Source organism: Mesobacillus stamsii (assembly GCF_030814065.1).
Lineage (GTDB): Bacteria > Bacillota > Bacilli > Bacillales > Cytobacillaceae > Mesobacillus > Mesobacillus stamsii.
Map to the genome: position 1 here is coordinate 23,978 of NZ_JAUSUN010000006.1, position 18,853 is coordinate 42,830.

At 41.4% G+C, this 18,853-nt stretch carries 16 protein-coding genes; 8 read left to right on the forward strand and 8 right to left on the reverse strand.

Annotated features, from left to right (window positions below; all coding sequences use genetic code 11):
* Nucleotides 1-188: 188 nt before the first annotated feature.
* Together ltaS and trhA are read left to right on the forward strand one after the other, a co-directional pair.
* Complete coding sequence (gene ltaS / locus J2S25_RS06645; RefSeq protein WP_500684432.1) at nt 189-2,120, forward strand: lipoteichoic acid synthase; 1,932 nt, start codon at nt 189-191, stop codon at nt 2,118-2,120.
* A 265-nt stretch (nt 2,121-2,385) separates the two neighbouring features.
* Complete coding sequence (gene trhA / locus J2S25_RS06650) at nt 2,386-3,024, forward strand: PAQR family membrane homeostasis protein TrhA (RefSeq protein WP_044391209.1); 639 nt, start codon at nt 2,386-2,388, stop codon at nt 3,022-3,024.
* Nucleotides 3,025-3,059: 35 nt separating this feature from the next.
* On the opposite strand, the gene J2S25_RS06655 is transcribed toward trhA, so the two are convergent.
* Genes J2S25_RS06655 through pxpB form a run of 4 tightly spaced genes read right to left on the reverse strand, consistent with a single transcriptional unit; the run spans nt 3,060 to nt 6,769 of the window.
* A complete protein-coding gene (locus J2S25_RS06655) occupies nt 3,060-4,250 on the reverse strand; it encodes an NRAMP family divalent metal transporter (RefSeq protein WP_044391207.1) in 1,191 nt (396 codons plus the stop codon).
* A 23-nt stretch (nt 4,251-4,273) separates the two neighbouring features.
* Complete coding sequence (locus J2S25_RS06660) at nt 4,274-5,044, reverse strand: LamB/YcsF family protein (protein ID WP_307191560.1); 771 nt, start codon at nt 5,042-5,044, stop codon at nt 4,274-4,276.
* Between the two features lie 13 nt (nt 5,045-5,057).
* The gene (locus J2S25_RS06665) at nt 5,058-6,059 is read right to left on the reverse strand and encodes a 5-oxoprolinase subunit C family protein (RefSeq protein ID WP_044391203.1); all 1,002 of its coding nucleotides are present in this window, start codon (nt 6,057-6,059) and stop codon (nt 5,058-5,060) included.
* Nucleotides 6,056-6,769: a 5-oxoprolinase subunit PxpB gene (gene pxpB / locus J2S25_RS06670; RefSeq protein ID WP_084221704.1), complete on the reverse strand. Its 714-nt coding sequence runs from the start codon at nt 6,767-6,769 to the stop codon at nt 6,056-6,058. Before pxpB ends, J2S25_RS06665 begins: the two co-directional genes overlap by 4 nt.
* Nucleotides 6,770-7,032: 263 nt before the next feature.
* On the opposite strand from pxpB, the gene J2S25_RS06675 reads away from it, so the two are divergent.
* Nucleotides 7,033-7,332, forward strand: a complete 300-nt coding sequence (locus J2S25_RS06675; RefSeq protein WP_044391201.1) for a zinc-binding metallopeptidase family protein — start codon at nt 7,033-7,035, stop codon at nt 7,330-7,332.
* 17 nt (nt 7,333-7,349) lie between these two features.
* Here the strand turns inward: J2S25_RS06675 and J2S25_RS06680 are convergent, their stop codons facing one another.
* The 4 genes from J2S25_RS06680 to plsY all read right to left on the reverse strand — a co-directional run bounded on the left by J2S25_RS06680 (nt 7,350) and on the right by plsY (nt 10,801).
* Entirely contained in the window at nt 7,350-8,513 is a 1,164-nt protein-coding gene (locus J2S25_RS06680) for a CapA family protein (protein WP_044391198.1), read from the reverse strand.
* Nucleotides 8,514-8,643: 130 nt separating this feature from the next.
* Nucleotides 8,644-8,832, reverse strand: coding sequence for a hypothetical protein (locus tag J2S25_RS06685; protein ID WP_044391196.1), 189 nt, complete (start codon nt 8,830-8,832; stop codon nt 8,644-8,646).
* A gap of 101 nt (nt 8,833-8,933) precedes the next feature.
* The gene (locus J2S25_RS06690) at nt 8,934-9,884 is read right to left on the reverse strand and encodes a two-component system sensor histidine kinase NtrB (protein ID WP_052806938.1); all 951 of its coding nucleotides are present in this window, start codon (nt 9,882-9,884) and stop codon (nt 8,934-8,936) included.
* Nucleotides 9,885-10,216: 332 nt separating this feature from the next.
* Entirely contained in the window at nt 10,217-10,801 is a 585-nt protein-coding gene (plsY, locus tag J2S25_RS06695; protein WP_044391195.1) for a glycerol-3-phosphate 1-O-acyltransferase PlsY, read from the reverse strand.
* A gap of 254 nt (nt 10,802-11,055) precedes the next feature.
* Here plsY and J2S25_RS06700 point away from each other — a divergent pair, with 254 nt between their 5' ends.
* From J2S25_RS06700 to helD, 5 genes are all read left to right on the forward strand, one after another.
* Nucleotides 11,056-12,363, forward strand: coding sequence for a purine/pyrimidine permease (locus tag J2S25_RS06700; protein WP_044391194.1), 1,308 nt, complete (start codon nt 11,056-11,058; stop codon nt 12,361-12,363).
* Nucleotides 12,364-12,537: 174 nt separating this feature from the next.
* Nucleotides 12,538-13,650: a sugar diacid recognition domain-containing protein gene (locus J2S25_RS06705; protein WP_044391192.1), complete on the forward strand. Its 1,113-nt coding sequence runs from the start codon at nt 12,538-12,540 to the stop codon at nt 13,648-13,650.
* 119 nt (nt 13,651-13,769) lie between these two features.
* Nucleotides 13,770-15,038, forward strand: coding sequence for a GntP family permease (locus J2S25_RS06710; protein WP_044391191.1), 1,269 nt, complete (start codon nt 13,770-13,772; stop codon nt 15,036-15,038).
* A 112-nt stretch (nt 15,039-15,150) separates the two neighbouring features.
* The gene (locus J2S25_RS06715) at nt 15,151-16,284 is read left to right on the forward strand and encodes a glycerate kinase (RefSeq protein ID WP_044391190.1); all 1,134 of its coding nucleotides are present in this window, start codon (nt 15,151-15,153) and stop codon (nt 16,282-16,284) included.
* 241 nt (nt 16,285-16,525) lie between these two features.
* Entirely contained in the window at nt 16,526-18,853 is a 2,328-nt protein-coding gene (helD, locus tag J2S25_RS06720) for an RNA polymerase recycling motor HelD (RefSeq protein WP_307191561.1), read from the forward strand.

Sequence of the window (18,853 nt, forward strand, 5' to 3'; positions counted from 1 at the left end):
GAAAGGCAGAAAAAGGTGTATATATGGAAAAGAGAGCAAGCGTTCCTTAATGCTTGCTTTTTTTGCGTTTAATCACAAAGGTGTCTGTTTTGTAAATAGAATATTAAATCACTTTACATTAACTTAACAATCTTATAGAATTATTAAATGGCTCACAAAGTAGGAAGAAAGAAAGCGGGGAGAAAAAGGTGTACAAAAAAATAAAAAATAATCACTTGGGCCTTTTCTTTTTAGCTGTTGTTTTATTATGGATGAAAACATATTTAGTACAACACTTAGAATTCAAACTAGGCTTGAATAATAATTTACAAGAATTTCTATTATTTTTGAATCCGTTAGGTTCGGTTATGTTATTTTTAGGATTTTCCTTGTTATCAAGGAATAGAAAATTCCTATGGCTCATTGTGTTTGACTTTATTTTGAGTTTCTTATTGTTTTCAAACGTGGTGTATTACCGGTTTTTTAGTGATTTCATTACGATTCCGACCATTTCGCAGACACAAAACTTTGGCGATGTAAGCTCGAGTGTGTCATCTCTGTTAAAACCATATGACTTTTTATTATTTCTGGACACGTTCATTGTTCTCGCTGTTGGTTTGATCTTCAAAAAAGAGCGTACGACCGGAATGGTAAATCGCAGGAGTATTTCGGCCGTATTTATCACTTCCATCCTGATCATGTCAGTGAACTTGGGACTAGCAGAAAAGGATCGGCCACAATTGCTGACAAGAACGTTCGATCGCAACTATATTGTTAAGTATTTGGGGGTGTACAACTACACCATTTATGATGCTGTTCAGAGTGTCAATGGCTCCATGGAACGGGCGATGGCAAGTACGGATGATTTAACGGAAATCCTTAATTACCAGAGAACACATTACGCAAAACCAAATCCTGAATACTTTGGTGCAGCAAAAGGAATGAATGTGGTATACTTCCACCTTGAATCCATGCAAAATTTCTTGATTGATTATCAACTTCATGGAGAAGAAGTAACGCCGTTCTTGAACTCTTTAACAAGAGATGCCAATACCCTGTACTTTGAAAACTTTTTTCATCAAACAGCCCAGGGGAAGACATCTGATGCCGAATTCCTTCTCGAGAATTCGCTATATGGTCTGCCGCAAGGATCTGCCTTTTCTACGAAAGGGATGAATACGTATCAAGCAGCGCCTGCCATTTTAGGTCAAAACGGGTACACATCTGCTGTTTTCCATGGAAATAACGGGTCATTCTGGAACCGTGATGAAATTTATAAATCGTTTGGGTATGACAATTTCTTTGATTCAAGCTACTACACATTGAATGAAGAGGACCTTGCTGAGTATGGGTTAATGGATAAGCCGTTTCTAAAACAATCCCAGCCTTTACTCGAGTCATTGCCACAGCCGTTTTACACAAAGTTCATTACCGTGTCCAACCATTTTCCTTATAAAATGGACCAGGAGAAAACAACCATTGAACCTCATACAACCGGAGATCCATCCGTTGATTCATACTTCCAGACAGCGCGGTATGCTGATGAGGCATTAAAAGAGTTTTTTGACTATCTAAAAGAAACAGGGTTATATGATAACACTGTAGTAATTATGTACGGAGACCATTACGGGATATCCGACAATCATAACAAGGCGATGGAACAAGTATTGGGCACAGAAATTACTACTTTTGAAAGTGCAGGCCTTCAGCGGGTACCGTTATTGATCCGTGTACCTGGAGTTCAGGGAGGCACGATGCATGAATACGGCGGACAAATCGACTTGCTGCCAACTCTTATGCATTTATTAGGGATTGACACAAAGCCTTACCTGCAAATGGGTACAGACTTACTTTCAGAAGAACACGATGAACTAATACCATTTCGAAATGGAGATTTCGTGAGTCCAACTGTCTCTTACCTTAATGGCAAGTATTATGATTCAATAACCGGAACTGTGATAGAGGAAACAGAAGAAGCGAAGCATCAAAAGGAAATCGCTGAGACAATCTTGAATTACTCCGATAAGGTCGTAGAGGGTGACCTTTTACGATTCTACACTCCGAAAGATTTTGTTCCTGTTGATCGGTCACTGTTTAATTATAGTGAAAAGAACGATCAGTCCAGCAACAATGCAGAATAGTTTTAGAAAGCTGCCGAGCTAGAGAAGTCCGGCAGCTTTTATGTTTGAACGTAAGAAAAGCGCAAGCAAGCGACTCGACGATCAAGTCACTCGAGCTACACAAAAACTTTACGTATTACCGAAAAAATAAGCCTTCAACCGACACTTCCCAGACATCAAATCCTTGCGTTGTTAAAAGCTATAAATGATATACTTATTTTCGAATGAATGCAGTGGAAACGGATCAACAGACCGTTTTTTCAAATAGAGAAAAGGAGTAAGAAAAATGGCAAATGTACATACTTTTACGAAGAAAGAGGAAATCGCGAACGCAATCATCCACGGAATAGGTGGACTACTAAGCATCGCAGCTCTCGTTATCCTAATCGTATTTGCTTCATTGTATGGCACAGTGTGGCATGTCGTCAGTTTCACCATATTCGGTGCGACCATGTTCCTGCTATATACATCATCCACCCTCGTTCATAGCTTTCCACCGGGAAAAGCAAAGGATTTTTTTGAAATCATGGACCACTCATCGATTTATTTCTTCATTGCTGGAACTTACACACCATTCCTTTTCCTTGTGGTAAAAGGGGTTTTAGGATGGACGCTGTTCGGAATCGTCTGGGGGATTTCCATCGCGGGAACGGTGTTTAAATCTCTGTTTGTCAAACGATTTTTGCATACATCCACAGTGCTATATATCATTATGGGCTGGCTGATCGTATTTGCTTGGGGATCACTGACAGAGAATCTTTCATCACAAGGACTGCTCTTTCTAGTAATTGGAGGCGTTCTGTATACTGTAGGAGCAGTCTTTTACGTCTGGCGCGGTTTCCATTACCATCATGCAATATGGCATTTGTTTGTTCTAGCTGGGTCCATTATGCACTTTTTTGCGGTGTTGAGTTTGTTGCCATAAGGTTGTATTCGTCCATATAACGATTTGCATCTTTGTTATTTAAATAACTGAGGTATTCCATTAATCAGTGTGTAACCGCCCATAATAGTCATGGCGATGACGATGATCGCTCCAAAAATTGTCATCCAGAGCGGGTGCTTATAGTCGCCGACAATTTTTGTCTTGTAAGCTGCAATCAACATTACCCCTAAGGCGATTGGAAGAATCAGGCCATTGAAGGAGCCGACAAGGACCAAAATCTTTACCGGTTGTCCTATTAAGACAAATACGAGAGTAGAAATGGCTATAAATGTAACAATCGTCAAGTTATGATGTTTTGCAACCGTCTTGCTCAGTGTCTGAATGAACGAAACCGAAGTGTATGCAGCACCAACAACCGAAGTAACTGCAGCAGCCCACATTACAACTCCGAAAATTTTATAGCCAACATTGCCTGCAGCATGCTGAAAAACGGAAGCAGGCGGATTTGCCGGGTCGATAGCAAGACCTTGAGCGACGATTCCAAATGCAGCAAGGAACAGGAAGATCCTCATGATGGAGGCAATCCCAATGGCAGTTACTGCACTCTTGGTTACTTCAGGCAAAGCTTCACGGCCTTTTATACCTGCGTCCAATAACCGGTGTCCTCCTGCAAATGTAATATATCCTCCGACAGTTCCACCTACAAGGGTTACGATTGCTAGAAGGTCGATTCTATCAGGAACAAAGGTTTTTACAACGGCTTCCCCCACAGGCGGATCAGCTGTGAACATAACAAAAATAGTCAAAATAATCATCACAAAACCCATAATTTGAGCAAATCTGTCCATTACTTTTCCGGCTTCGCGGACGAGGAAGATTCCAATCGCTACGATTCCGCTTAATAAAGCACCTGTTTTAGCTGACAAGCCGAACAAGACGTTTACGGCAAGACCTGCTCCGGCAATATTGCCAATATTAAAGGCAAGTCCCCCTGCAACAACAAGTGCAGCGAGAAAATGCCCCAACCCAGGCAAGACATCGTTGGCAATATCCTGAGCACGTTTCTCGGATACCGCTATAATCCTCCAAATATTCATCTGTGCGCCAATATCGATAATGATAGAAATGAAAATGACAAATCCAAAGCTTGCCATCAGTGATTGTGTAAATACAGTTGTTTGAGTAAGGAACCCAGGACCAATTGCCGACGTTGCCATCAGGAATGCAGCACCAAGCAGTAAACTGGCGGTTGATTTTTTCTCCATCCTTGTTGCCTCCTAAAAATAGTTTATTCAATAAAGCTGCTAATTTTGGCAATAGAAATGCCAGCCTCGTTTAAAGCTGCAGTTATATGTTTCGCAAAATCAAGAGCACTTTCTCCATCTCCATGAATGCAGACAGTATCCACTTTTATCGAGACATCGGTGCCCTGAACGGAAGTGACTATTCCTTCTTTGACCATCCGTATTACTTGTTTGACAGCTTCCCCGTGATCTTTAATCAATGCGTTAGCATGCAGCCTGGAAGTTAATGAGCCATCCTGTTGATAGGTGCGGTCTGAAAAAACTTCACTCGCCGTACGGAGGCCAATCTTTTCTCCTGCTTTCACTAACTCACTTCCGGCAAGGCCAAAAAAGATCATTTGCGGATCGACTTTATATACAGCTTCCGCAATCGCTTCTGCCAGCTTGGCATTTTTTGCAGCCATATTAAAAAGGGCGCCATGAGGCTTAACATGCTGAATTTGGCCGCCTTCACTTTTGACAAAGCCAGATAGTGCGCCTATTTGGTAGACTACAAGATCGTACGCCTCTTGAGCTGATAAATTAATTTCTCTTCTTCCAAAGCCAACTAAATCTTGAAGACCTGGATGCACGCCAATGCCAACATTTTTTTCAAGCGCTAATTTTACCGTTTTCCTCATCGTAGCTGGATCCCCGGCATGAAATCCGCAGGCGATATTGGCAGAGGTCACGTATTCGAGAATTTCTGCATCCCTGCCAAGAGTGTAGGCTCCGAAACTTTCACCCATGTCACAATTAATATCAACCTTTGCCATAATCATATTCCTCCTATTTGAATTTTAATAAAATTCCCTGTCTAAGCTTATTAATAATTCTCTCTCTCTCAAGGTAGAGGGTCTGCGCATCTTCATGGCTTATTTCCTTAAAGCGGATATGGTCCCCTGGTTTTGCTTGCGCGATCAGAGGCAAATCGACAGTAGCAATCTGTCCGATTTTTGGGTAGCCACCGGTTGTTTGCCTGTCTGCCAGCAGGATGATTGGATTTCCTTCAGAAGGAACTTGAATAGTTCCAAAACTGACCGCTTCGGAAACCATTTCTGCCGGTTTTTTCAATTGCAAAAAAGCACCTGTTAGTCGATAACCCATCCTATCTGATTGGGGGGTAACGAAAAAGGCTTCGTTAAATATGTTAGTCTTACTTTCTTCTGAAAATAAATCGAACTGCCTGCCTCTGATTACCCGAATGGATGGGTCGCGTCTATGCAAAGGAATCAAATCTGATGAAACGGACCAATCCATCTCTGTGAAAAGCTCAGATCCAGCTTTTCCACAAAGAAACTCTAGCTTCTGCTGAGAAAATTTTCCTAGGGGGTCAAATGGGATTAAATCACCTGACCTTAGTGCGCGTCCTTGGTATCCGCCAATATTTGCCCTTAAGTAAGTAGATTTACTGTCCATAACTTCTGGAATATCAAATCCTCCTGCGACTGCGAGATAGGATCTTGCACCATTAGCTGCTTGGCCAAAACTTAATAAAGCGCCTTTTTTTATGTAAATTGGCCGCCACATTTTAATGGGAATCCCATCAATCGTTGGCGATAAATCACCGCCACAAATGGCGATTAGAGCATCCTTCTCAAATTGAATAACAGGTCCTAATAAGGTAATTTCAAGAGTTGCCTCATTTTCCTGATTGCCGACGAGAATATTCGCAAGCCGGTGCGCGAGCTGATCCATCACACCACTTGCAATGACACCATATTTTTGATACCCGTATCTTCCTAAATCTTGAACACTTGTGAGAAGACCCGGTTTTAAGACTCTTATCATTCCTTATCTCCTCCAAGTTCCAAGTATTCTTCATAACTGATCGGATAAAAGCGTATACGATCTCCGGGGCGCAGGAGAGTAGGCGGGTGCTTCTCTGGGCGGAACAGCTCGAGAGGAGTCCGGCCGATTAACTGCCAGCCGCCTGGTGTTTCGATTGGATAGACACCTGTTTGTTTACCGGCAATTCCTACCGATCTCGGAGGAATTTTCAGCCGAGGTGTTTCTTTTCTTGGTGTTGCTATCTTCTCCGACATACCTCCTATATATGGGAAGCCTGGCGCAAAACCAATCATATAGACAAGATAATCTCCAGCAGAATGGAGCTGGATAACCTCATCTTCAGATAAATTATTATGCCGAGCAACAAACTCTAGGTCAGGTCCCAATTCACCACCATAACAAACTGGAATTTCAATCATTCTCTGAGTGATTTTGTTTTCAACAGCAACACCAGTTAAGAAAGACTCAAGCCAGGAACGAACATAGTTATAAGGAAGTTCCCCTTTTTTCGCATGTCTCATTATCTTAAAAGGATCGTAAAATAAGGTAACAGTAGTAAACGCAGGAATGTATTCAATCATCCAATCTTTTGTATGATTATCCAAAATAGAGGCAATGAATTGCACTTTTTGCTGAGTTTGTATATGAATGTCTTTGCCCAATTCGATCATGATGGCATTGTCTCCTAATGGCTGGAAACTATAAACCAATGGGTTCACCTCCTGCTTTTAGCTGAAAATATGTTTTTAAGTATACCTTAAAATTGATGAATTACAAAATTAAAATGGATGCATAAAAATGAAATTACTACTAGTCTAGAATTATAGGGAAAATGTCATTATGTTAATGCAGATTTGTAGTGAAAAAGCTCTTGCTATTCATTTTTAAAAAGCAAAGGTGTATAATCACCCTGATCAATTTGTATATTTATAAGTTTGATATAAACTAGGATGAATTATCTATCGGAACATATATGAAACAGGCTGTGGAGGACCTTCGCTATCTACATCAGCATCCGGAGCTGTCTGGTCAGGAAAATGAAACGAGTAACTATATCCGAGAGAGGCTCGAGACTCTTGGGATTAAAATCTTGAGTTTCCAACCACCAAGTGTGGCAGGGGATGTGAACAGAAAAACTGGAGAAAAAACGCTGGCATTGAGGGCAGATATGGACACTTTGCCGATGAAGGGGGGACAAACCGTATCGTATCTTTCAAAAAATCCAGTTAATCGTCTTGAAAACGGGCTTAACGTTGTAAAAGCATTTTCCTGACGGTAACCTTAATAGAGTTATTTTTTTAGTAATTGCGTCATATGATGCATGATTTCGTTATATTTATTTTCTGCGTCTGCAAGGCCAAACCTTCCTGCTTCTTTCAATGGTACGACTCTGTAATGTTTTTGTTTGCTGCTGGAAACGAAGGTAGGAAGGAATTCCGGATTATGTAATGCAATTACCTTTCCATCAGGGGTAATGCGCTTTGTAATCTCTACCGTTGCGAGGCCGCCGATATCTTTGTAATCCCACATTTGTCCTGATAGGAAATTGCCAAGAGAATATACAACAAGTCCCTTCCTGCCATCTGAGGCGGTCAACCATTCCATTGGCTGTAGGACGTGCGGATGGTGTCCAAAAATGATATCTACCCCTTGGTCGATTAGAAACTGGGCAAGTTTTTTTTGATCTCCTGTTGGAAACCGTTGGTACTCATTCCCCCAATGGATGCTCATGACGACCACATCCGATGCTGCTTTGGCACGATGAATTTCCTCCTTCATTGCTTCGCGGTCGATCAGGTTGACGAGATAGTCTTTGCCAAATGGAACCGGAATCCCATTTGTCCCATAGGTGTATGACAAATAAGAAACTTTTATTCCGTTTTTAGTCAATACCCTTACTTTCTGTTGATCGGCATCATCCTTGAAGGAACCAACATAAGGCAGACCGGCAGCTTCCATATTTCGTATGGATGTCAAAACCCCTTTTTCAGAACGATCCAGCGAATGATTATTGGCATTGGAAACAATATCGACACCCGCATCTAGTAGTGCATCCCCAATTTCAACAGGACTATTGAAAGCTGGGTAACTGGACAAACCGATTTCGACTCCGCCCAGAATGGTTTCCTGATTAGCCAAGAGGAGATCAGGATCTGTTAACAGCTGTTTAACATTCGTTAGCACCGGCTTAAAATCATACCCTGAAGAAGAGTGAGCGCTTTCATAAACAGTGTCATGGATCAGGATGTCGCCAATCGCCCCTAATTTTACGGTTTCTTGAAAATTTTTCCCCGCTACATCGATGCTTCTCATTGAATGGTTTTTTTGTTGGACATTCAAAATTGGTTTTTTTGCCTGTGCTTCATGAGATATTTGGAAGGTTAGGATTCCTAATAAAATACTTAATCCGGAAATAATCGTCATAGCCAAGAAGGTTTGCTTCTTTTTTTTCATTTAAAATCTCCCCAATAACTGATGAGTCCTATCTATTTTGTGCTTCTAAAGATAATATAGTATAGAATTTGTGTGAAATATAGAAGTTTTTACTGAAAAAAGGAAATGCGACTCGTTCCAGAGCCGCATGTTATTCGCTATCCATTGTTTCGATAAAATCCATTAGCTCATCCAGGTTCTTGATCTTGATAATCTTTGGATTTGTTGTTTCGTGGAAATCAGCCAAAAGTTCAACGATAAAGTCATCTGAAGTCGTTACATCAGCTGTTGTGGTTGAATATACATATTGGTCTGTCAGCTTTATAACTTCTTCTTCCATACCAGTTCGCCTTCTTTCCTGTGCTCTTTTCTTTATTTTAGCAACAATCCTACCTATTGATTGGGTATAATTTGACAATTTTTCGACTAATCGAAAGCAGGTTATAAAAGGGTGGGTAATGAAATCGTAAATGTTGTGCTCGAAAATTCGCTAACGACACTCATTTCACCGCCATGATTTTCAATTAATTGTTTGCTAATTGCCAATCCAATGCCTGTTCCTTCTGCCTTTGTCGTAAAAAAAGGAGTGAAAATTTTCTCTATGCACCATTCATCGATTCCAATGCCGTTATCAATGACACGGATCAGCGCATAATCAGCTTTTCTTCCAGCAATTATTTTAACAGATCCATCGGTTCTCCCGCTTCCTTCCACAGCCTCTAGTGCATTTTTCAATAAATTGACGAGCACTTGTTTTACGGTATTCTCTTCTGCCATGATAAAAAGTTCTTCTTCCGCAAGTTCGACGCTTAAGTCGACACCCTTCAGGATTGCTTCACTTGAAAATAAATCCCTCATGTTTTTCATTAAACTGTTTATTTCCAGCTTTTTTTTCCCTGCTGGAGTCGGCTTTAAGACAGATAGGAATTCAGTTAGCAAGCCATTTGCACGATTGATTTCCTCCAATGCTACATCTGCCAATTCTTGTTTTCCAGCGGATTGAAGATCTGGCTTTAATAATTGGATGAACCCTTTGATGGTTGTTAATGGGTTCCTTATTTCATGGGCTAACCCAACAGATAACAAACTTAAAGATGCAGATTGATAGTTTCTTGATACCTCGGTCAAGGCCTCTTTCAATGCGTTTACCATTTGTTGTTTTTCAAGGATCTCTTGGTTTAAATTTTGAAGGACGCTTTCCAGTTCCAGCTTTTTCTTGTTCATCATTATTGCTACTTCATCCTTTTGCATAGACTGCTTTGCATACGGAAGAATTGGCTCAAAAGGGAAAGTGTGTGAATCCGTATGGAATGAGAATTCGGTTTTAAATAATGTTTTATGATCGACCATTGGATGAAAACTATAGACAGAGGAAGGATTATTCATTTTCATCGGGATCCCTTCTTTGAATAAAATTTTTTTACATTTGGTTCTCGTTTAATAACTAGGAAATCTGACAGCAAATTTCGATTACTTTCGAAGATATTTATGACAATTTTATTTAAATTATACCATTTAAAATAAAAAATTCATTATAAAGAACAAAAATATTTTATAAAGAACCGTGAGATAAAAGCTAATATCCGGTTTTTGGAATAAGCTATTGGATGACAATAAAAAAATCCCGGCAAACCATGAGCTGATATGCCGAGATTTTTTCGAGTATAAGAATAAAAGCTCACTTCGAGTAGTACAATTTCATCGGCGATCGATCGAGAGTTCGTTTATAGCCAGGTGATTTTTGGCTCGGTTTTTTTGCGTATTCTTTGAATATTTTCCCTATGCCTGTAAATAACGAAAGTAGCTAGGACCGCAACCACAAGGATAAGAGGGAGATCCTGAGTGAATAGGGAGGAAATGAATGCAACAAAACCAGTCAGAATAGAAGAAAGAGAAACATATTTTGTTAAGTATAAGCTGATGAAAAAGAAGATTAGCGTAAATAGGAATAAAATCGGTACATAAGCTAGCAGAACTCCGCCTGAAGTTGCGACAGCTTTTCCACCTCGAAAACCAGCAAATACTGGGTACATATGTCCAATGACCGCAAAAATACCAACCAACAGTGTGTGAACGTCTGCACCGAGAAGCAAGGGAAGGCTTGCTGCAAGAGTACCTTTAAGAATATCAGCGACAGTAACGGCCATGCCTGCTTTCACACCTAGCGTACGGAAAGTGTTAGTGCCGCCCAAATTCCCGCTCCCATGTTCCCGGATATCTTTTCCATAGAAGACTTTCCCTACGATCAATCCAGAAGGAATGGATCCAAGCAAATAAGCTAATAATACGATAATTGCGTTTAATACCATGAAAGACTCTCCTTTAAAGGTTTTACAGGTTCTTTTATTTTACCACGTTCTTCTGAAAACTCCATCCAATTCTTGTCCTATTTCCTAAATCAGTTCTTCCGTCAATGGATCCGCATTTCTGATAATGGCAAGCCATTGCTGGGGGCTTTGAATTTCATAAAAAACTCTTCTATCTTTCATGAAAATAGTATTATAGACTAATATCATCAGTGCTCAGCAATAGATAGACATTTTTTAGAACGGAGCAAGTGTATATGAAAACTTTTGTTGCTGCTATCCAGTGGATGGCTTTTATCATTGCGGGTTCGATTGTTGCTCCGATTGCGATTGCAGATTTATTTCAGCTTACTGAATTACAGACAACCGGCCTTGTTCAAAGAACTATGTTTGTATTGGGAATATCAAGTCTTTTGCAAGCATCGTTCGGCCACCGGCTGCCGATCAACGAAGGACCTGCAGGTTTATGGTGGGGTGTATTCACCATCTATGCAGGTTTAAGCACAGCATTGTTTTCTTCCAATATTGAAACTCTTCAAGCACTTGAGGGCGCGATGATTGTGAGCGGATTGGTCTTTTTTCTATTAAGCTTTTTTAAATTAATCGATAAACTGGCAATATTGTTCACGCCTGTTGTAAGTGGAATTTATCTGCTGCTGCTGGTTATCCAATTAAGTGGTTCCTTTCTAAACGGAATGATGGGGATCGGGAGGGGCACTAATGAAGTGAATCCTCCAATCGCTTTATTCAGTTTGTGTCTAGTTGTGTTCACCTTTTATTTAACACGTCACCGCTTAAAACTAATTAGTCAATATGCAATTTTACTTAGCTTAGGTGTTGGCTGGTTGCTTTTTTCTCTGCTTCGTCTAGATGAGGGTTTTCAACGATATGAAGGACCTGTATTTGCTTACCCAGATATTTTGACTTTTGGGGTGCCTGTTTTTGATACCGGCCTGATGATTACTTCCATCTTCATCACCTTCTTGCTGATTACCAATATGCTTGCAAGCATTAGGGTAACAGGACAAGTACTCAATGATATGGGTGTCCATTCTCATGAAAATCGTTACCGTGCTAGCGGTTATATTGCTGGAATCAATCAGATTCTTGGAGGGGTATTTTCTGCGATTGGTTCTGTACCGATTTCAGGAGCAGCCGGTTTTATCACTACGACAGGAATTACAAAATTGCTCCCATTCATCATTGGTTCTTTTTTCATTGTCGGAGCGAGCTTCCTGCCGCATGTAATGTCAGTATTTGCAGCCTTGCCTGCACCTGTCGGCTATTCTGTCACTTTCGTCATCTTTGCTAATATGATCGGAATTGCCTTTTCCGAATTCGACCGTGAAGATGACAAACAAAGAACACGGTTCGTTATTGGAACCTCATTATTTGCTGGAGTCGGTGCGATGTTTGTACCTGCAGAGGCCTTTAGCCATGTTCCGCCAATTTTGGTTTCCGTCTTGAATAATGGCTTGATACTCGGGACATTACTAGCCGTTATATCGGATCAGTTCACTTTGGCTAAGAAAAGGAGAATTCTGGCTGTTAACCAAGATACCTAGCAAACAAGTGATAGATATCGTGAATGTATTACGAATACTTGATGAAAGTTGCTCGAGAATTTGCGGAAATATCTTCTGCGACTCTTAAAAAAATGGAAACACTGGGATCATGTATAATGGTAAAACATGCTTTGACAAGATGATATCATGTGCTGTACAAGGTGGGATTATAGGATGGATTTTTTAGATAAGCAGCTGGCTCAAGAGATTGTTGATAGGACGATGGGAATTATCGGGAAAAATATCAATGTAATGGATAACCGGGGCGTTATCATTGGGTCAGGAGACGCAAACCGAATTGATGACGTACACGAAGGTGCTGTCCATGTTATCAAACAGGAATCAGGCTATGAAATTACTGAAGTAGAGGCAAAGAATTTCTATGGGGTGAAGGCAGGGGTCAATCTTCCTATTCGCTTTGACGGAGAAATAGTTGGTGTGATCGGAATTACGGGTGCTCCTGAAGAAATCAGAAGTTTTGGTGAACTAGTTCGGATGGCTGCTGAACTAAGTCTGCAGCAAGCAGTCCTAATGAATGAAATCCAGTGGGACGAGAGGCTGAAGGAAGAGCTTGTCAGTCAAATCATCCATGCTGAAGGGAAGATGGATCCGCTTTTCCTGGATAGAGCCATGCGTCTGGGGATTGATGTGAATTTGTCACGGACAGCGATGGTTATATTGACCCGTGACAGAAAGAAAACCTTTCCCTTTCTAAAGAGCCGACTAGAAAAAGATGACCTTTTGCTGATGCAGCATGATAGAATTGTAATTTTAAAGAGGATGCCTTCCGGACAAAGTGGCTTTCAAATGATAAAATTGGCAGAGGGATGGATCAATGCTTATAAGTCAACCAATGATCGATACATTAAAATAGGCATTGGACAACATCATTCTAGTTTAACAGGATTGACAAAGTCTTATCAACAGGCTGATCTTACCTTGAAAGCAGGCTTAAAATTAGCATCTGAAAAAGATATCTTCGTGTATGAAGATTATTATCTGCCTGTTTTCCTGTTAACTGCTTCAAATATGGGATTGACTGAGGGTTTGGAGCCCTTTTATACAAAGCTAAAATCCAGGGATTCTAAAGGGGAATTAACAGAATCATTAAGAGCATTGATAGAGACGAATGGGGATATGAATAGTGCTGCGAAAATGCTTTTTATCCATAGAAACACCCTTAGGTACAGATTAGATAAGATAACAGAAATAACAGGGAAGGATCCTCGAAAAACGACAGATTTGCTTCATCTTTACTTGTCTTTTCTTAATAATGAACTTGAATGATTGTGCAAATGCACGAAAGATCTGTATGAATTCAGGTCTTTTTTTGATTGTTTGACCAATGAATTAGTGAGAGACAGCGCTTACAATAAAGGTATCAAAGATAGTAGGAGGAGTTCAACATGGATATTCAGGTAAGCGCTTTCGGAGCCTTAGTAGCCCTTATTGTAGCTGTATTTTTAATTCTGAAGAAAGTTTCACCTGCGTACGGAATGATCGCCGGAGCATTGATTGGCGGTCTCGTTGGTGGTGTTGATGTTACAAATACGGTTACCTTGATGATGGAGGGTGCCAAAGGAATTATTCCTGCGGTATTGCGCATTTTGGCTGCAGGTGTGCTGGCTGGGGTCTTGATTGAATCAGGTGCTGCAGCTGTCATTGCGGAAACGATTGTTAAAAAAGTCGGGGAAACTCGAGCGCTGCTTGCCTTGGCAATTGCGACGCTGATCCTTACGACAGTTGGTGTATTCATTGATGTAGCTGTTATCACTGTTGCCCCCATTGCCTTGGCAATTGCCAGCAAAGCGGGCATCTCAAAAACAGCAATTCTGCTTGCAATGATAGGCGGAGGAAAAGCTGGAAACATCATGTCACCAAATCCCAATGCAATTGCCGCGGCAGATGCGTTCGGTGTTCCATTGACTTCAATCATGGCAGCAGGAATCATCCCAGCTATATTTGGACTTGCTGTAACATATTTTATAGCTAAAAAATTGATTCATAAAGGTTCTAGTGTTTCCGTTGAGGAGAGCGAAACGAAAGTTAAAGGGGAGCTTCCGCTTGTCGTGCCTGCGATTGTTGCCCCATTAGTGACGATTATTTTGCTAGCCCTTCGACCATTGTTTGACATTAACATCGATCCGATGATTGCCCTGCCAGCCGGGGGGATTGCAGGAGCATTAGCAATGGGACGGATCAAACATATCAATGACTATGCTGTATCAGGACTTGGGAAAATGTCGGGTGTAGCGATCATGTTGCTTGGTACAGGTACTTTGGCGGGAATCATCGCAAATTCAGGCTTAAAGGATGTTCTCATCAACAGTCTAGATGCACTTGGACTTCCAGCCTTTGTTCTGGCACCAGTATCGGGTATCTTCATGTCTGCTGCTACGGCTTCCACGACTGCTGGTACCGCTGTTGCCTCACAGGTATTTGGAACAACTATTTTGGAAATGGGCGTAACTGCATTGGCGGGTGCGGCGATGGTACATGCTGGCGCTACAGTGCTGGACCACCTTCCGCACGGAAGCTTCTTCCACGCAACTGGCGGAAGTGTCAATATGGAGATTAAAGAGCGCCTGAAATTGATTCCGTATGAAACAGCTATTGGTTTGACACTTGCCATCGTTTCCACGCTGATTTTTGGAATCTTTAAGTTCTTTGGATAGATCTCTAGGAACATTCTATAAAACGAAAAGAAACATATATGGTCTGGATTACTTAGAAATCCAGGCCATTTCTTACAAATCACTCCGTGGTTAACGAGAGGAGACATAGAGTATGAAAATCGTAATAGCTCCAGACTCCTTCAAGGAAAGTCTGACGGCACTTGAAGCAGCAACTGCGATCGAGGCAGGCATGAAAAAGATTTTGCCTGAAGCGATCTTTGTAAAAGTACCAATGGCGGATGGCGGGGAAGGCACTGTACAATCTCTTGTGGATGCAACTCATGGAAGGATTGTTTCAAAAACTGTAACAGGCCCGCTTGGAGATGCTGTTGATGCATTTTTCGGTTTATCGGGTGATGAAAAGACGGCAATCATCGAGATGGCTGCAGCGTCAGGACTTCATTTGGTACCCAGAGAGAAACGTAATCCACTTATTACCACTACTCGAGGTACTGGAGAATTAATTGTAGCTGCACTTGACTATGGTGTGGAACAGATCATCATCGGTATTGGGGGCAGTGCTACGAATGATGGGGGAGCAGGAATGGCGAGAGCCCTTGGTATCCGGTTTCTCAATGCTGATGGAAAGGAGATCGGCGAAGGTGGTGGATCTCTTAGCGAATTGGTTTCGATCGATAGGACGCAAGCTGATAGCCGTTTGACTTCGGTAAAAATTGAAGTTGCCTGTGATGTGGATAACCCCTTAACTGGTACGAAAGGCGCATCCCGTATTTTTGGTCCACAAAAAGGCGCAACTGCAGAAATAATCGAAATACTGGATAAAAATCTTCATCATTACGCAGAAATTATCCGCAAAGATCTTGGAAAAGATATTGAACACATTTCTGGTGCAGGAGCCGCAGGTGGACTTGGCGGAGGACTGCTGGCATTCCTATCAGCAGAATTGAAAAGAGGCGTTGATATCGTTCTTGAGGCAACAAAGCTTGAACAGCAGCTGTTGGATGCTGATTTTGTCATTACAGGTGAAGGAAAAATCGACGGACAAACAATTTTTGGCAAAACACCAATCGGGGTAGCAAAAACGGCAAAACGGCACAACATCCCTGTAATCGCAATCGCTGGGAACGTAGCAAAGGACAGTGTGATTGTGCACGAACACGGGATAGATGTATTATTTAGTGTGGTACCAGGAGCGATCTCTCTTGAAGATGCTTTAGAAAATGCCAGTACGTATGTCAGAAATACTGCTGCGAATATAGCTTCACTGATCAAATTAGCCAAGTGAAAAGAAAAACCGCGACACTGTAATTGCAGTTCGCGGTTTTTTGATAGTTAAAATAGGTTACAGTCATGATGTATAAAAAAACACCACGAAAGGAGTTTTGCTAAGAAAATGTATTTGAAATCGAAATAGGTAAATAGTAAAATGGAAGTTGATATAGTGGTTTGTTTTTTTGAAAATTTAATTCTAGCATAAAAATTAAGTGCTGTCAAGTAAAAGAGGAATCGTTGTGGGAGTGGATTTCATGAAGGAAAAGCAGCAAGACGCCTTGAGAATGGAACAAGATCGTATTTTTGTCATCATGGAAGAAATTGATCGCAAGGCTGCAAAGTGGAAAGCGAATTCTACTGAGGTTGGCTCAGATGCCCTTCAGATCAGAAAGACCTTTTGGGAGGATGTAACCGTAAATTTTGATGAAGCGGATGATGTAGCGGAAACTTTCACAAGCATCAAGCAACAAGCTGCTCTTCTGTCAGAGCGGGAGCGTACCCAATCGCAAATGGTAAAACAGCTGAAGACACTTTCCCAACTAAGGTTCTCTCCTTATTTTGGCAGAGTTGATTTTAAAGAAGAAGGCCTGAGTCAAGCAGAGAAAATATACATTGGTATCGCCTCGCTTATGGATCAACAGGAAGAAAATTTCCTGATTTATGACTGGAGAGCACCGATCTCAGGCCTTTATTATGATTACTCCCCTGGACATGCACAGTATGAAACGGATACAGAGACCATTCAAGGGGAGATGGAGCTCAAGCGCCAGTTTGTCATTAAGGCAGGGAAAATAAAGGCGATGTTCGAGGCTGGGGTAACAATCGGGGATGAGATGCTTCAGGAAGTTCTCGGCAATCATGCTGACAATCAGATGAAAACAATAGTAGCGACCATTCAAAAGGAACAAAACGAGATTATTCGCAATGATTCAAGCAGTCTTGTTGTTGTCCAAGGGGCGGCCGGAAGCGGCAAAACGTCTGCTGCTATGCAGCGAGTCGCCTATTTACTTTACAAGTACAGAAAGATCATTTCTTCAGAAAACATCATGCTATTCTCTCCGAACCCGCTTTTTAATAGCTATGTAGCGACAGTACTGCCGGAACTCGGAGAAGAAAACATGCAGCAGGCTACATTCCTGGAGTATCTTCTATCCCGTTTCGGTGCTGAATATGAGTTGGAGGATCCCTTTGCGCAGATGGAATTCCTGCTTGCAGCGGAAAAGGATGAGAGCTACCAGGAAAGGGTTGAAGGAATCCGTTTCAAAGCGAGCCTGGAATTTAAAGAGTTACTGGATCAGTATGAACAGAAGTTATCCAGGGAGACACTTGTCTTTAAAAGCTTGATCTTAAAAAAACGCACGATAATTTCAAAGCAAGAGATTGCTGAATTTTATGACTCACTCGACAAGGGCATTGCCATTCCAAATAGGGTTCAGCTCGTTAAGGAATGGCTGATCAAGGAACTCAAGAAAAAAGCCAAAGCAGAAAAATCACAGCAGTGGGTAGAAAATGAAATTCAATTTCTTGAAAAGGAAGATTATCTCGAAGCTTTTAAGCAGAGTCAGAAGCACCAAGCTGAAGCTGAAGATACATTCCATGACTATGACATGGAAGCAAAATGGCTGTCTGAACTGGTTGTAAAAAGGCGATTCAAGCCATTGTTCCAGGCAGTAAAAAAACTAAAATTTATCCATTACAACGCCATTTTTATCGATTTTTTCAAGGAGGCAAGTGTTCAGGCGGAGGGTGCTCCTGATAATTGGCGATCCATTTGTGATCGGACAATCCATACCCTCAAGGCAAAATATATTTCTTATGAGGATGCAACGCCTTTTCTTTACCTTCAGGATCTCGTGGAAGGAAGGAAGTCGAACTCTTCGATTCGTCATGTATTCATTGATGAAGCCCAGGACTATACCCCATTCCAATTTGCGTATATTAAAAATCTATTCCCATACAGCAAAATGACGCTGCTAGGCGATATTAACCAGGCGATTTACTCTGGTCCGACCGGTGCCCCAAGCATTTTTGCCGACGCGATGCTGGATTTTGGGGAAAAAGAAACCTATAAGCTTACAAAAACCTACAGATCTACAAAGCAGATAGTTGAATTCACGAGGCAGTTGATTGAAGAAGGAAATTTGATTGATCCCTTTCATCGTATTGGACCTAAGCCGGTAATCGTGAATCATGCGGACGATGCCAACCATATGGAAAGGACGGAAGAAATCATTTCAGTCCTTAAGAACAATGGTCATAAAAATATCGCCATCATCTGCAAAACAGCAGCGGAAAGCAAAGAGGCTTTCGAATCCATTAAGAAGGCGCATGCAGCAAGATTGATTGAAAAAGGTACCTTGACCTTTGAAAACGGCGTCAATGTCGTGCCATCCTATCTGGCAAAAGGGATCGAGTTTGATGCGGTCATTATTTTTGATTCCTCTTCCTACACAAGGAATGAGGAAAGGAAGTTGTTCTATACGGCTTGTACAAGGGCCATGCATGAGCTTTATATTCTTTCGAGAGGAGAACTCAGTCCACTTTTAGCCAATGTCGATCCGCAATTATTTCAGATCATGTAA